We start from the raw sequence: 15,993 nt of genomic DNA, 5'->3' as shown, positions 1-15,993 counted from the left end.
TATAAAAGATGTCACATTTGGTGTCCTTCTATGATAAAAGAAATCACTGCCAAGTACAACGCAGAGCAAATCGAAAAAAAGATAACGCAGCTCTGGAAAGATAGCGATGCTTATCGAAAGACCCGAGAGCACCGCAAGACTGGAAAAAGACTTTTTTTTGTTGACGGTCCTCCGTATACGACCGGACATATCCACCTGGGAACTGCCTGGAATAAGATCATTAAAGATTCCATTCTTCGCTATTACTCCATGAATAACCGTAATATTCTCGAGCGTCCTGGCTGGGATATGCACGGCCTGCCGATTGAGGTCAAAGTTGAAGGCGTGCTCGGCTTCAAGTCCAAAAAGGACATTGAGAGCTTCGGGGTAGAGAATTTTATTGAGAAATGTAAGGAATTTGCCATTAACCAGAAGCAGGAAATGACTGAACAGTTCCAGAGGTTAGGGGTCTGGATGCAATGGGATGCCCCCTACATGACCTTAAAAGACGATTACATTGAAGCTGCCTGGTGGACCCTCAAGCAGGCCAGTGAGAAAGACCTCCTGGATGTGGGCAAACGTTCAGTCAACTGGTGCCCTCGCTGTGAGACTGCAATTGCAGACTCCGAGGTCGAATATGCTGAGAGGACAGACCCTTCAATCTATGTGAAGTTTAAGATCAAAGGTGAAGAAAATACTTTCATAGTCATCTGGACAACAACCCCCTGGACAATTCCCGCAAACGTAGCTGTAGCCGTACATCCTGGTTTTGAATATTCGAAATTCAGGGCAATCAGGCAGGACGGCTCTGATGAGATCTTGATTGCAGCTACCGACCTGATCGAGAACGTCCTTAAACAGGGCAGGTATGTTGACTACGAAGTGCTTGAGACAATGCTCGGGGAAGACCTGACGAAACTTGAGTATGAAAGCCCTGTTGGGGACCTGGTGCCTGTGCAGAATGAGATAAAGCATGGCATTTATCTTGCCGATTACGTAACTGCAGAAAACACAGGCTGTGTACATATTGCCCCAGGGCATGGTATGGATGACTTTAACGTTGGCGTGAAGTATAACCTTCCAATCCTCTGCCCTGTGGGCCCGAACGGTGCCTATACTGAAGAAGCCGGGGAATATGCGGGCAAGAACGTCAGAGAGGCAAACCCGATCGTTATTGAAGACCTGAGAAAACGCAACAGGCTGCTTGCAGAAGGAACGGTTACTCACAGGTACGGGCACTGCTGGCGCTGCAAAACGCCTATAATCTACCTTGCAACCGAGCAGTGGTTCCTCAAGGTTACAGAGATAAAGGACAAAATGCTTGAGGCAATTGATGCCGTAGACTGGTACCCTGACTGGGCAGGTTCAGCCAGATTCAGGACCTGGGTAGAAGGTGCCCGAGACTGGTGCATTTCCAGGCAGCGTTACTGGGGAATTCCGATTCCGGTCTGGAAGTGCAAAAAATGCGGAAAACTTGAGGTAGTAGGAACTAAAGCCGAGCTGCTGGAAAAATCCGGAATAGTCGGCGATGTTGAACTTCACCGCCCCTATGTGGACAAACTAACTATCCCCTGTGAGTGCGGCGGAGAGAAAAAACGTGTTGAAGACGTTTTCGATGTCTGGTTTGATTCGGCTGTTGCTTCCTGGGCTACCCTGAAGTTCCCTCAGACCAGGGAGGAGTTCGATAAATGGTGGCCTGCTGACTTTATCACTGAGGGACATGACCAGACTCGCGGTTGGTTCTACTCCCAGCTCGGAGCAAGCATGGTGGGTTTCGGAAAAGCTCCTTACAAGAGTGTACTCATGCATGGTTTTACGCTTGATGCCGGCGGAAAGAAAATGTCCAAAAGCCTTGGAAACATTGTTTCCCCGCTTGAGATCATCGACAGATATGGAGCTGACACCCTGCGTGCCTATGTGCTCTCTTCAAGTGCGCCCTGGGATGACCTTAAATTTAACCTGGAAGAAGTAGAAACCGTTAATCGTTCAATCAATATCCTCTGGAATGTCTTCAGGTTCCCGCTGCCTTATATGGCACTTGATAATTTTGATCCGCTTAAGGTTAGCCTTGATTCCGTAAAAGACGCTCTCAGAGAAGAGGATAGGTGGATTCTCTCAAGAGTTCAGTCCGTTGTTAAGGCCGTAGATGAAGCAATGAGTGGGTACTTTTTGCATAAGGCAGTGCGTGAGATTCTTGAATTTACTCTGGAGGACCTCTCCCGCTGGTATATTCAGCTTATCCGCCCGAGAACCTGGACTGAAGCTGATGACCCTGACAAGCTTGCAGCTTACTGCGTGCTTTATGAAGTCTACGTAACCCTTACAAAATTGATCTCTCCTTTTATGCCTTACCTGGCCGAAGAGATGTATCAGAACCTTATGAGAAATGTAGACCCGAATGCACTGGAATCGGTTCATATGTGCGACTGGCCAAAAGTCAATGAAGCCTATCTTGACCCTGAACTCGAAGCGGCCATGAATACTGCACGTTCTATTGTGGAAGCTGCTTCAAACGCCCGCCAGAAAGCAGGAAGAAAGCTCAGGTGGCCTGTTTCCCGAATAGTTGTTTCCCCTGAAAATGAGGATTCAGCAAAGGCTGTCGAGAAACTGCACTCAGTCCTTATGGATCAGACAAATTCCAAGGCAATTGTCCTGACGCCAGTTGGTGAGAGCTGGGATGAACTTGGGCTTGAAGTAATCCCTGACCCGAGCAAAATAGGTCCTGTGTTTAAGAAGGATGCAGGAAAAGTCATTCCTGCCCTGCAGAAAATTGACGGTTTTGCTTTGAAGAAAGCCTTTGCCGAGGCGGGTGAGTTTGAACTCTCCCTTGCAGACGGAACAACAGTTACAGTTACTCCGGGTATGGCAAACTTCAAAGAAACTCTGCCAGAAGGTACAGCAAGTGCAGAGTCTGATGCCGGTCTTGTCTATGTGGACGCAAACCTTACTCCGGAACTGGAAGCTGAAGGGTATGCAAGGGAAGTAATTCGCAGGCTTCAGGACATGCGGAAAGAACTTGACCTTGTAGTGGATGAAAACATCCGTGCCTCAGTCCAGATCAAAGATGAAAGAGTCCTGAAACTTGTTGAAACCCTCAAAGACCTGATTGCAGAAGAAGTAAGAGCCGATATCCTTGACCTTGGCAGTGATATCGACGTTTCCGGAGCCCTTGTAAAGGATTGGGATGTCGAAGGCATTGCCATGAAGATGGGAATTGCAAAAAAATAAACTCTTAAAAAGAGTTGAAAACTAAAGAAATTTTGAATTCAACCTATAAAACGGAAAGGAAACTGATTCATATGGATTTTGCTACCTGGGAACCGATTTACGAAAGAATCCTTGAGGATTTCGGGTTCGACCGAAAAGGCGATGAAAAGGCAGCTCTCTTCCTTTCCCACAAGCTAACAGAAGAAAACACGGTCAGCCTGTCTGAACTCAAAGCAGTAATTTCCGGAAAGCCTGTCCTGGTCTGTGGAAATGCTCCAGGGCTCAGGAGTGACCTTTTGGAAATCAATTTTTCTGCTTTTACGGTAATTGCAGCCGATGGAGCCGCTGCTGTACTAATGGATATGGGCATAGTGCCTGAGGTCATCTGTACCGACCTTGACGGCAATTCCGAAGCTGATATCGAAAAAGAGATCCTTGCCTGTGAAAAGGGCTCAATAGTCCTTATTCATGCGCATGGGGATAATATCGATAAGCTTGAGAAATATGTTCCCCGCTTTAAACGATTTATTGCAACTACCCAGGCAAAGCCTTTTGATGATATCTATAATTTTGGCGGCTTCAGTGATGGAGACCGATGTTTTTTTGTAGCCAGGGAATTTGGAGCTAATAAAATCAGACTAGCAGGTTTTGATTTTGAAGATAACAATGTAAACCCGATTAAGAAAAAGAAATTGAAATGGGCAAAGAAACTGATAGGGATCTGAGATTTTTAAAAAGAAAACACTTTAACTGAAAGTGCCAATTCACTTACTGAAACTAGTATAAAGACAATAAATTGACAAATTATATTTTTTTTATTCATAAGCTGAATCAAAAAAATTATCCTATTTAATGGTCGCCCTTTATATTGATATTTTGCATAAAATAAAAAGACTAAAGTTATAAAGTTAAATACTAAAAAGAGTTATACTACTTTTTCAACAAAATTCAGTTATTTTCAGGCTTTAAATTGGATTTAGCCAGGAAATAGAGCTGATAGAGATTATTGAGGTAATATTTTTTGGCTGAATATTCAATTACAGATTTTTATTCCTGATTTATTGAGAGTTTTTATAGAACTAGAGATTGTAGAGTAAATTCAAAAGTAAGCTTGTTTAATTGATAGAGGGTTTCTTCAATTTTATATAGATTATTTATATTCAGAAACAGTTATTCTAGATCTTTTATATAATTTCTAATTATATGTTTAATTGTACTTTCATGGGAGAACATGGGAGAACTGTTTCTCTCTAAAAGGAAATGAGTACTCTAATAATTTCTAAAAAGTTGCCATGAAAGTATGATTGGGGGTGGGTGAAAAAGTTTGATTAGAGCGTGTAATTCTCTAATCTAAAAGCCTACCTGTATAGTATCTGAAAAGTATAAAATAACATAGCAAAATCCTGGAGGTAAATATAATGTGTGGATGGTTTGGTGGCTGCGGCTGGGGCGGCGGCTGGGGCTGGCGTCGTAGCTGGCGCCGCTGCGGCGGCTGGGGCGGCGGCTGGGGCGATTGGTGTTAAGAATAATCGCCAGGTCAATCGTTGAGCCCGTGAAATGTTAAGTATGGATGAATAAAAATAGCTGTCAATTCAAGATAGAAAGATAACTTCTTATTAATTGTCTTGAATTGATAGCTATGCATTTTATTAACTGCAAGTTAGCAACTACAAGCTTCATGTGTTTGAAAGCGGATTTCTATTCAGGCTAATTAAATCAAAAGTTCACTATTTTGTAAGAATAATTTATTTTAGGAATATTTTACTTTAGTCTTAATCTTCAAAAGTGGAGAAGTTAAAAAACAGAATGAGTAGTACTATTTTCTTTTACTAAATGCATACGCTTTGAGCCTCCAAATTGATTATAATTAGAGAATATGGCGTATCTATACCATCCAGGTTTTATTTTTGCATAAATATTAAATTTCAGACTATAAGTCCTGATTTCTCGAGAGATTTAAAAACTCAAATTCCATAAATTAAATATAAAACTAAACATGATTCATCAGCGCATGGTTTCCCAGCTTTTTCAATGACTATTTAGTGTTAAGAACTTATTATTCTATTTGATTTATATAATTTACAATTATATTATCGATTGTACTTTCTGGCAATTAAAGTTAAATCTGCTTCTTTTTAAGTGAAGATAGGTTACAACGTGATTGTCAGGAGTAATTATAGAGTTGGGGAGTCGATATAAAATTTGGTTGGAGAAACATGTACTCGAATCTAAAATTATATCTTCCCTAATATATAAAACATTATACGAAAAACTAGAAAGAAAATAATAAAAAATCTATAAAAATATAGTAAATATGGAGGTAAATATTATGGGTGGAGGATTTGGATTATTTGGAAAAGGAAGATTTGATGGTTGCGGCGGCTGTGGCGGAGGCTGCGGCGGCGGCGGCTGGGGCGGCTGGGGCGGCTGGGGCGGCGGCTGCGGCTGCGGAAGGGAGCGTGAGGCTTGCTGCGTAACAGCAGTCCGTGCCTGTAAGATTAAAGGCGGCGGCTTTGACGGCTGGTGGTAAAGAGCAATTGCTTCACTAGCGATTCTAGCGATTTCACTAGCTGAATGCTGACTAATCGAACCATGGATTGAATAGACAAATATAAAACATAAAACCAGTGGTGGCTCATTCATACAGCCCTTTTCCAGATATAGCAGCAGGGAAATCTTGATTGCATCAGAGTTATAGATGTATTCAAAGACCTCTTCTGCAACTAATCGGTATCCTTTAAAATGGATTAATGAATGAGCCCATCTCTCTTTATTCATCAGCATTAACGCAGTTTAATTGAAAAACCAGTCGCATAAGAGTTTAAACAATATAATTCTGAGCATTTTTGCAGATCTGTTTTTGGATCTGCATTTAATTTGCTTTTTCACAAGCTATCCTGACTTTTCATATTACCTACTTGCTAATCATATAATAGTGTTAAATACTGTTGAGTCAATCATCAAGGATTCATTAATTTCGAATAATTGAAACCGGTTTTATACGACATTTTGCGGTTGACTCAACACGACTCAACAATAGAGTCTCATCTTGTTTTCCTAATTACAGCTTCAGATTACAGCTTTAGATTACAGCTTCAGAGTAGTTTTTTAGTTCAGTTTTAGAAATAATTTAATCGAAAATTAAGTGTTTAGAAGAAACAGTCAACTTTCTCAATTATTTACTTTTTTATAAACACATTAGAGTATTAAAGTTCAAAAATCAGATAAGTAATAGTATTTTCGTCTGCTAAATACACATGTATTAAACCTCTAAAAAGGTTATAATTAGATAATATAATTTCTTTATGCCATAGAGACTATATTTTTGAATAAATCCTTAATTGGAAGCTTGAAATCCTGATTTTATATAAATTAAAGGAACTAAAATTCGTAAATTAAACGTAAAATTAAACGCATTTTACCGAGCATGATTTCCCAGCTTTTTCAATGACTATTTAATATTAAGGACATATTATTCTATTATGCTTATATAATCTACAATTATATTATAAATTGTATTTTCTGACAACTGAAATTAAATCTGCATCTCTTTACGCGAAGACAGACCAAAATACGGTTGTCAGGAATAACAGTAGAGTTGGCGAGTCGATATATAATTTGATTGGAGAAATATACTTCAGTCTAAAAAATATATTTGCTCCGATATGTAAAAAGTTGTATAAATTAACTAAAAAGCATAAAACAATAAAATATAAAATCTGGAGGTAGTTATATGGGAGGATTTCCATTCTTTAAAAAGTTCGATGGTTGTGGATGCGGCGGCTGCGGTTGGGGCGGCTTTGGCGGCTTTGGCGGCTTTGGTGGCGGCTGGGGCGGCTGTGGTTGTGGATGCAAAAAGGAGAAAGAGGCTTGCTGCATAACAGCAGTTCGTGCCTGTAAGATTAAAGGCGGCGGCTGTGGTGACGGCTGGTGGGGCGACTGCTAAAAGCAATCGCTAGGCCAATAGCTGAATGCTGACAATTTAACCACAGGTTAAATAAATATCTATAAAGACATAAAAACCGATTGTGGGCTCATTTGTACAATCCTCCGCCGGGATATCTAAGCAGGAGAACCTTGATTGCATCAGAACCCTGAAACGTATTGAAAGGTTTTCCTGCAATTAACCGTCACTCATAAGAAAGGACTAACGAATAAGCCCAGTCTCATTTTATTCATCCAGAACTAATAATTCAGTTGAAAAACTAATTACATAAGAACTCAAACAATTTAATTTTGGGCACTTTCATTTACTTTTATTTTATGGTGCTTTTTTTCTTAGCTCTCAACCAAGTGTTCTAATCCTTTTTATCACTAATAAAGAACGCAGTAATTTTTCCTGTCAAAAATACAGCTAAAGAACAATACTTTTACAGAACCCATCGTATATCGGTGTAAATTTTCCATATTGGACGTTTTTTGGTCACTTTAAGTATGTCCACAATGAGAGATCTAATAGGCTTAAGTCCCCCCAATTTCCCCACACAGTTAAAAATTTCGCTGCTAGTCTTTTATATGGGCTCTCCGTCATTCCCTGGGGATAAGACGATTTTCAATTCAAGACCGCATTGGTTTTTCTGAAGACATTACGAGGATATCCGCATAAACAACGAAGAGCCACAACGAAGAGCCAAAAGAAGGTCAAAAGGAGTAAGAAGGAAGGAGAAATAGGTCAAAAGGAGAAGGTCCGAAGAAAAGAGAAAAAATCAAAAGAGTAAAACAAAAGTTAAAGGGGCTGAGTTTGTTTTTCATGCATATATTTCTCTGCAAAGAATTCAGAAAGTTTTAGAAGAAAGAGGGCATCCGTCTTTAGAGAGGAGGAACGGAGATAGATGGAGGGTGTTTAAATGAAGAGTACACAGATGCCCAACTAAATATAATACTTATTAATATATAAAATTGAGTTTATACTGATATATTATGAGAGTTTATTGAAGTACTTAAATTATTTGTCGGGTAAATCGGGAGGATTACTCCTCATTTCTCCCCCAGGAACCGTACTTGAAAGTTTCCTTTCATACGGTTTGAGTGTTTTCAAACCTTTTCTGTATCAGGCATCAGCTATTTGCATAATTGATTTTGTGATTCTTGATGACAGCCAACTGACATTACTGTCTGTAAGCCTCTCACCTATCAGTGTCTTTGAGTACCTTACATTCGTGAGTTTGCTTCGGTTCACACAAGAAAACACCATCAGTAAGTTAGCATTCTTTTGGATCAGGGCAAAGTTTGAACCACTATTCAATCCTTTGCAGATTGAAATTCGCTTTTCACTGAATCTTTTACACTCTTTGCCATTGTTGCTCCTTCCGAAGTTCCTACCTCTTAAAGGGAACAAATAGGGCCCATTGGTCATCGGTTAAGGAATTTTCTTGCCTGAAAACTATCGATTTTGCATTAGAAGCCGGCCTTAAATTTTGGAATATTTACATTAAATCAATACCATATTCCATTTCCCAGTCTATTACCATATTCAATAAATGTTATGAAAATTGACGCAATTTGTCATGATTTCTCACTTAATCGAAGACACATGAATATCTTTTTGTTAAGATGTTCCGTTTTCCACAATAAAAGTTGATTAAGAAGCGTTTTATATAATCATATTAGTAAATAGATACATAAAATCACAGGCGAAAATCACATGACTCACGACGATTATATGCTAATTCTGGGATCAAACGTCTATGCAGACCAGGCATACATGGTGTCATATCAGACAGATATAAAAACCGGAGACAGAACATACCTGTTTACTCTGGAAAACTCCGATGGCAACCTTACTCTGACAACCGAGATCAGGGATGAAAACTCAGAACTCATAGCAAAAATCGACAGGAACAAGCTCACTCAAATTAACAAAAACTTTGATGTGCAGGGAGAAATCGAGACCGAAAATGGGATCACGTTAACAAAAAGGGAAAACGGTGATGTTATTTTCAATGCTAAAATCACAGAAGACGGATATGTAGCAGTGAGCGGAGTTTTCTATGTAGGAGGAAAGAAAATTCATATAACTGACCGTACTGTGGAAATAAACGATACTCCCAGGCAAACCATAAACGGTGTAAATGTGCATGATACCTTTTTTGTTGGAAACTACGATATCACAATAACCGATGATGGCTTGAGGTTTTAAGGCTGATAGATAGTTGTAATTTAGGAATAATAAAAAGATAACTTCAAATTTGCAGTTCAGGAATTGATCCGTAATTTCAGTATCTAAATAATGATTCTTGGCAACAAATACCTTGATGTTATACTTGAATCATTCCTTAAAGAGAATAGTAACTCGTAGTGTAACGTAATTCATAGTATAGCTTCTTGTCGCACCTGCGGAAGGGCGGATTTATATAGTGATGTTACACTTACTTTTATCACTTGATTTTGGAACTGAGTCGTAGTCTGAGAGGATAGCTTTTTCAAAGCTACACATCTTGCTTAGTTATTTTTCAGTGACATTACTTGTTGAGCTCATCCCAAAACTAATTTTATTGCCACATTAATAAGAGTTTTAGAATTATTTTTTCAGGATCAGAAGCTCTTATTAATAATCCAGAATACGATATTCAGAGAAGCAATTTTGCGTTTTGGGATCCGCTCGTTATGAGTTAAAATATTTTAAGAAAATAAAGTTTTTCAGTTTAAAAAATGTATAGATAAAGTCCTTTGGGACTTATTTTTCAATATTTACTCTCTTAAACTTAAGATAAACCAGTAACATCCCTACGAAAACACCGAGGACTAAATATTTCATAAGTTTATTTGATTGTGCCACCATCATCACCCCCATATTATATATACAGTTAATATGCCGTATAGATATTAAAACCTTTCTATCAAAAGTCTGATTGGGTTATTATTAATCTTATATGTAGTTTTATTTAATATTTTGGAAGAAATCTGAGTTTTATATATGTAGTGAGAGCGTTGTAAAAGTCTAGAGATTCTAATTAATTACATACAGTCATCGAACTTCAATTTCATAAATCGGCATTATATAAAATTATGAAATTTATTTGCTATGATATGGTCGGCTGAATTTTATCTACATTCGGCAGCAAGCACGTCATAATATTCAAATATTTTTAATTGTTATTTTTTACAGGTTCACTTAAAAACCAGTATCATGCGAATTATATATCTGGCAGTGGCGGTCTTTTATTTCACTTATTATTAATATATATTAAGAATGTTATGGTTAATATTTGGTAATTTTTGATTTAAAATGAATCTCAAAAGTTCTAAAAAACGATATCACTAGAAAAATTGAATGGATTTTTATGTCGCACCTGCCGAAAGCAGGATTTTAGTTAATTTTGGACTTTTGCGACTCTCTCTTTAATATAATCATTTATCTGTTTACAAAATATTTATAAGTTAAATGCGCTATATTGTACATATAGATTACAAGACCAGATCAGGAAATAAAAATATGTTATTATTAGACATAACAACCTTTGACCCTAAGAATACTATAGAGCTATTTAAACGATGGGAACAGGTCGAAAATACGGTTTTTCCAGATGGGTTGAAGATTATTAACCAGTGGTTTGATGCAGGAGGAGGACGTGTAATAACTCTATTTGATGTAGAAACTGTTAAAGATTATCTGGCTTATAATTTGCCATTTACTGATTTATGCCAGATTGATGTGTTTCCTGTCATAGAGGCCGAAGATTTTAAAAATTCCACAGTATACCAGATTGAAAGATTGAGCAGGCCAGATAATTCTCAATAAAGTATGGATATTCTTTACTTAAAAAAATGAAAACCATATATGATTGTTGAAATTTTTGAGTAGTTGAGCTTGAATAGTGAAACTCAATGTTTTCAGTTCTAACTGTATTTTTGTAGATTCTCTTAATGATATTCAGTTCTAACTTTGTTTCTGCCAGAAAGCCAGCCGCAATTAAAAGACGTCAATGTTAATTTTTTTAACGACGACCAGCTTTCACTATTAATTTTCATGATTTAGCATGAAAGTTCTTTCAAGTACTTTCATTTTTTATTCCTGTGATTAGAAGGATTTCATGTGTGTTTTCATTGATTTCCGGTTCATTTATGAGTCAATGCAAGTTTTATCCCAATAAACGTGAAAATTCCTGCTTTTCCCCAGTTGATATACCTGCCAACTCCCGGCTTCTCTATTATTCTCTCACCAACGGTTCCGGCAAAAACCGATACAGCGGAAAAGATCAGCCAGGCCTGAACCATGAAAATGACTCCCAGAAATATCATCTGCATCGGGACGTTTCCCGAATCTATGTTTACAAACTGGGGCAGGAAGGCGAGGAAGAAGAGGGCAACCTTTGGGTTTAAAACGTTCATAAAGATCCCGCGCTTGTAAAGGGTAAAGGTATTGGTTTCCCTAACAGGAGCCGAAGATATTAGCTCTTCACTTTCTTTTAAGGCGTGCCAGGCAAGGTAGAGCAGATAAGCTGCACCAGCGTATTTTACAATTTCAAAAGCAAGAGCAGACTTATATACAAGGGCGGAAACTCCGAGTGCGGCTGCCGTAGTATGGGCGAGTACGCCTGTACAGAGGCCGGAGGCTGTTGCAATTCCTGCTTTCTTGCCCTGCGAAATGCTCTGGGTAATTACGAATAGAATATCAGGGCCCGGAAGAAGCGTAAGTGCCGCAGAGGCTGCAATAAAATATATTAACTGAGACTGTTCTATCAAGATTCTCACTGTTCCTTTTTTGTTTTTCTCTTTTCCACTTTTCCTTATTCCCGCTTTTCTTTTTTACTTAAATTTCGTTCCTCAGTAAACTGTAAAACCTTTCCTTTGCTTCCCTTTCGATCCAGGGTTTGTGCCCGCATTTTTCCAGCAAAATGAACCTGAAATCCTTCAAAACCCCGGAAAGAGGGTCTCTAACTCCTTCAAAAGGATGGGGGTCATAGTCACCATGAATTGCAACTACCTGGCAGCGAATTTCTTTTCCGATTTCGAGCAGTTTTCCTTGGCTTCTCAGTTCACTTACTTCTTCCCATACGCCTTTGAAGCTCTCGTAGTTGCACTCAAGCACCTCATCTTTATGGGGAAGCGGATCATAAGTATCGGCTTTCGAGATTAACTTCCCAAAATTACACAGGGCTTCATTCCGGTTTTTAGCTGAAGGATCGTTCAGGGTTTCGGTCAGGCGAATGAAGTTCTCCAGGTCTTCTTTTCCGAGCCGGTTTATCCGGGTCTTCGCTACGCACTCAGTATATTTTTCTTCGTATGGGCCGCTCCCGATAAGTATTAGCTTTTTTACCAGGTGGGGATGCCGGGCAGTAAAAATAAAGCTGAGCATTGCACCCCAGGAAAAACCAATTAATGTAACCGGCAGGTCGCTGTGACCTTCCAGAACTTCCTTGAGCTCCCTGACCTGCCCTTCAACGGTTACTGCGGTTTGAAGCGGTTCAAGTACGCCTCCAAAATCGGAGAGTTCTCTTGCAACAGGTGCCATTTCCCCCGGAGCTCCCGGGCCGCCATGGATTACAGCAAGACCAAAAGGTGGTTTTCCGTATTTTCTCAACTTATTCATGTTTATATAATTTTTCATTATAGTATCCAGTTCTGTTTTTTGACTTTATTATAAAAGGGTGTCAAATTTGCCGGGCTTCATTTTTACTATCGTAATTGTTATATACAATTATATTCCTTCGGTATTCACACGACATAGTTGCATATGTAACCATATTTTGAATTAATAACTTCCATTAATAACTTCCATTAATAACTTCCATTAATAACCTTCTAATGTCAATAATGATAAAGGATTTAGCTATGGCTTTCAAACAAAAAACAAACGCTTCTAAAGAGAAAATACAAAAAAATTTGAAAGTGACAGTGCCGCTTCTGGCACTTCTGTCTGCCTTTCCTCCTCTTACCACAGACATGATTTTACCGGCCCTTCCCTCTCTGGCCAAAAGCTGGAACGTCTCTCTATCGCTAATTAATCTGAACCTGGTTTTTTTCTTTGTGACCTATGGGCTTTTCCTTCTCTTCTACGGCCCGATTTCTGACCGTTATGGACGTCGACGTCCTCTCCTTGTAGGGCTTGCAGTGTACATAGTTACAAGCCTACTAGGTGCTTTTGTGTCCGGTGCACCCATGCTGATAGGTACTCGTATACTGCAAGCTGCAGGAGCTGCTGCCGGTTCCTCTATATCCATGGCAATGACTAAAGACATTTTCGTAGGTCCGGAAAGGGAAAGAATTCTTGCATATATTGCTGTAATCATGGGCCTTGCTCCCATGCTTGCTCCGATCATTGGCGGGTGGATCCTTCTGTATCTTTCCTGGCACTGGATATTCTTAATGGAGGCATTCATGGGAATTATCGCAATGTTTGGCGTTCTCCGTTTTCCTGAAACACTGCCAGAAGAATCTGAAGCTCCTTTATCTCAGGTCATGAATACCTACGGCAGATTGCTGCTCAATCCCTCGTATATGATCATGGTTCTAGTCATGTCAGTCAGTTTTTTCCCATTGTTTAGTTTCATTGCAGGTTCTTCTGCCATCTATATTAACGAGTTTGGCCTTAGCGAGCAAAAATACAGCTACTTTTTTGCCTTCAATGCCCTTGCCATTATGAGTGGGGCCTTCTCTTGCCTTCGGTTAACAAGAAGGGTGAATTCAAAGCACTTGATGACAATCGCATTTGCGGGAGTTTTCCTGGGTGGTATTTTCCTGCTTTTTATGGGACAACATGGTCCCTGGAGCTTTGCTCTTCCCATGTTTATGGTTTCGTTTTCCCTGGGTTTAAGCCGTCCTCCCAGCAATAACCTTGTGCTGGAACAGGTTGACCGGGATATAGGTTCAGCTTCTTCCCTGCTGATTTTCACGTATTTCACCTTTGGAGCTGTGAGTATGTGGTTCATCTCTCTGGAATGGGCGGATAAGATCCCTGTGCTCGGAACCACTGCTGTAGGCTGCGGAGCTCTGGTGTTTGCAGCATGGTTTATTATACAGAAAAGAGGGGTAAGGGGAATTGCTTGAACATAGGCAAGCGATAAAACTTTATTTCTGTGTATATGCACAGATACATGGGTACAAAGACGGTCTCTATCCGGAATGACACCTGCGAGCTTCGGAACTTTGGTTATTTGGAACTTTGGTTATTCTGAACTTTGGTTATTCAGAACTTTGGTTATTCAGAACTTTGGTTATTCAGAACTTTGGTTATTCGGAACTACTGTCTGTTGACCGCCTGAAGATCATGGTTCCTAAATTAGGGGTCTCTCTGTAAATTTCAATGGAAATGTCCGTGGCATTATTTTGGTTCAGGAATTCTGATTGTGACTTCAAGATCCACGCCGGTTACGAAAGGAGGTCTGGCAAGTGGAAGATAATCAAAATCGCTTCCATTAATCTGGAATGGCAAATCGCAGATACCATCCGAGTTTGAATCATTTGAGACCTGAGAGAAGCCGGTTCCTTCCGGATCTGCCCAGAAATTTCCTCCCAGGTTTGGTCCTCCTACGATGTTTGTCCCTGGCGACTGTGTCGTATTCCAGATATTTCCTTTAGTATTCTCGGCTTTAACATTTATGCTATTATTGAAGTAGTTGTTATAAATGCGGTTATCTGCACTGTAGTCCAGCAAGTAAATGCCAGATTCGTTACTCGCTGTTATTGTATTGTTAGACAGCTCATTATCGTGGCAGTCCTCTCTTAGAAAAATGCCTGTGGTCCCGTTTGAGATAGTATTATTATAAACTCTGGAATCGAAGACAAAAGTTAGATAAATCCCTTTCTCGCAGCCTATAATAATGTTGTCACGTAGAACGGTCCTTGCCTGAACGTCATAGATGTCAATTCCATTACTGCAGTTTACGATTTCATTCCTTGAGACGAGATTGTTTCCGCCACAGCAGGCAATACTTATTCCTTCACCGTTTGAAACCCGATTCTGGAACATTATATTGTCCCAGCAGTTAGCCCCAATAATGAATTTACTCTCTTCAATAGAATTATTTATCAGCAGGTTTTTGCCGCACCCTTCATCAAGCCAGATGCCGTTGCGGAAAAAAGTATTCTTCAAGACTGTACTGTTCTTGGAGTCCTGCAAATAAACCCCGTACTGGTTTCCGAAAAACGTGTTATTCTCAATTGTGCAGTTGTTAACCTGCTCAAGGCAAATCCCTGCTGCAGGACAACCTAATCCATCCCATTGGTAAACAGGCTTATCTGGCCCTGAACCGGAAGCCTTCCCAGGATTGGTACTCTCTGAATCATTGGAACTATTGGAATTATTGGAATTATTGGAGTTATTGGAGTTATTGGAGTTATTGGAGTTATTGGAGTTATTGGAATTATTGGAGTTATTGGAATTATTGGAGTTATTGGAATTATTGGAGTTATTGGAGTTATTGGAGTTATTGGAATTACCGCCCATTTCGGAAAAATTTGCAGAACCTGAAATATTGGAGATGCTGGAAACAGAAATGTTGGAAGCCTCATCTGAACCAGTTATATTGAAGCCGCTGACAGTTACGTTATCGGCTTTAATCTGAAACACGCTGGAATTTTCATTTCTGGCCCTTATAAGCACATTTTCAGGGGTCTCAAACTCCGAACTGATCTTTATCCCTGAAACATTGACAATAATATTCTCCTGGTATTCCCCATCTTTCACAATGAGTAGATCTCCGGATGTAGAGTTATTTACTGCAGCCTGGATTGAATTGCCGGGTTCTACATAAATAACCTCTGCACTTCCAACACCTGCTGAATATAGAAATAAGATGGTAACAAATGCAGCACTGAACCTCCATCTGTTATGATAATCTTCGATAAGCGCGATTCCCAGAACTA

General features: G+C 39.6%; 10 protein-coding genes and 1 pseudogene. 7 read left to right on the top strand and 4 right to left on the bottom strand.

The genetic code is table 11. From position 1 onward, the window contains the following. The first annotated feature begins 30 nt into the window (after positions 1 to 30). The 4 genes from ileS to MSKOL_RS11660 all read left to right on the top strand — a co-directional run bounded on the left by ileS (position 31) and on the right by MSKOL_RS11660 (position 7,132). A complete protein-coding gene (gene ileS / locus MSKOL_RS11675) occupies positions 31 to 3,207 on the top strand; it encodes an isoleucine--tRNA ligase (RefSeq protein WP_048156409.1) in 3,177 nt (1,058 codons plus the stop codon). A gap of 71 nt (positions 3,208 to 3,278) precedes the next feature. Continuing rightward, positions 3,279 to 3,911, top strand: coding sequence for a 6-hydroxymethylpterin diphosphokinase MptE-like protein (locus MSKOL_RS11670; protein WP_048123948.1), 633 nt, complete (start codon positions 3,279 to 3,281; stop codon positions 3,909 to 3,911). 1,604 nt (positions 3,912 to 5,515) lie between these two features. Then, positions 5,516 to 5,716 (top strand): hypothetical protein, encoded by a 201-nt coding sequence (locus MSKOL_RS20760; protein WP_052725432.1) that lies wholly within the window; start codon positions 5,516 to 5,518, stop codon positions 5,714 to 5,716. A gap of 1,203 nt (positions 5,717 to 6,919) precedes the next feature. Next, the gene (locus MSKOL_RS11660; protein WP_048156404.1) at positions 6,920 to 7,132 is read left to right on the top strand and encodes a hypothetical protein; all 213 of its coding nucleotides are present in this window, start codon (positions 6,920 to 6,922) and stop codon (positions 7,130 to 7,132) included. A 332-nt stretch (positions 7,133 to 7,464) separates the two neighbouring features. On the opposite strand, the pseudogene MSKOL_RS20240 reads toward MSKOL_RS11660, so the two are convergent. Then, positions 7,465 to 7,702, bottom strand: a pseudogene (locus MSKOL_RS20240) (IS5/IS1182 family transposase); the annotation flags it as partial. A gap of 1,128 nt (positions 7,703 to 8,830) precedes the next feature. On the opposite strand from MSKOL_RS20240, the gene MSKOL_RS11655 reads away from it, so the two are divergent. Further along, positions 8,831 to 9,325 carry a hypothetical protein gene (locus MSKOL_RS11655; protein WP_048156400.1) on the top strand — a complete coding sequence of 165 codons (495 nt, stop codon included), beginning with the start codon at positions 8,831 to 8,833 and terminating at the stop codon, positions 9,323 to 9,325. 1,245 nt (positions 9,326 to 10,570) lie between these two features. Beyond that, positions 10,571 to 10,927 (top strand): DUF3303 domain-containing protein, encoded by a 357-nt coding sequence (locus MSKOL_RS11650; RefSeq protein ID WP_082091117.1) that lies wholly within the window; start codon positions 10,571 to 10,573, stop codon positions 10,925 to 10,927. A gap of 317 nt (positions 10,928 to 11,244) precedes the next feature. Here MSKOL_RS11650 and MSKOL_RS11645 read toward each other — a convergent pair whose 3' ends face one another. Both MSKOL_RS11645 and MSKOL_RS11640 read right to left on the bottom strand, forming a co-directional pair. Beyond that, on the bottom strand, positions 11,245 to 11,880 hold the full coding sequence (locus MSKOL_RS11645) for a LysE family translocator (protein ID WP_048156394.1): 636 nt from the start codon (positions 11,878 to 11,880) through the stop codon (positions 11,245 to 11,247). 58 nt (positions 11,881 to 11,938) lie between these two features. After that, positions 11,939 to 12,718 carry an alpha/beta fold hydrolase gene (locus tag MSKOL_RS11640; RefSeq protein ID WP_048158330.1) on the bottom strand — a complete coding sequence of 260 codons (780 nt, stop codon included), beginning with the start codon at positions 12,716 to 12,718 and terminating at the stop codon, positions 11,939 to 11,941. 215 nt (positions 12,719 to 12,933) lie between these two features. On the opposite strand from MSKOL_RS11640, the gene MSKOL_RS11635 reads away from it, so the two are divergent. Then, positions 12,934 to 14,175 (top strand): multidrug effflux MFS transporter, encoded by a 1,242-nt coding sequence (locus MSKOL_RS11635; RefSeq protein ID WP_231592207.1) that lies wholly within the window; start codon positions 12,934 to 12,936, stop codon positions 14,173 to 14,175. 274 nt (positions 14,176 to 14,449) lie between these two features. Here MSKOL_RS11635 and MSKOL_RS11630 read toward each other — a convergent pair whose 3' ends face one another. After that, a complete protein-coding gene (locus MSKOL_RS11630; RefSeq protein WP_231592206.1) occupies positions 14,450 to 15,814 on the bottom strand; it encodes a nitrous oxide reductase family maturation protein NosD in 1,365 nt (454 codons plus the stop codon). Positions 15,815 to 15,993 lie beyond the last annotated feature (179 nt).

The organism is Methanosarcina sp. Kolksee, from assembly GCF_000969945.1.
GTDB classification, from domain to species: Archaea; Halobacteriota; Methanosarcinia; order Methanosarcinales; family Methanosarcinaceae; genus Methanosarcina; species Methanosarcina vacuolata.
Note: the sequence above shows the minus strand (reverse complement) of the source record. Positions and strands in the feature narration are given on the sequence as shown.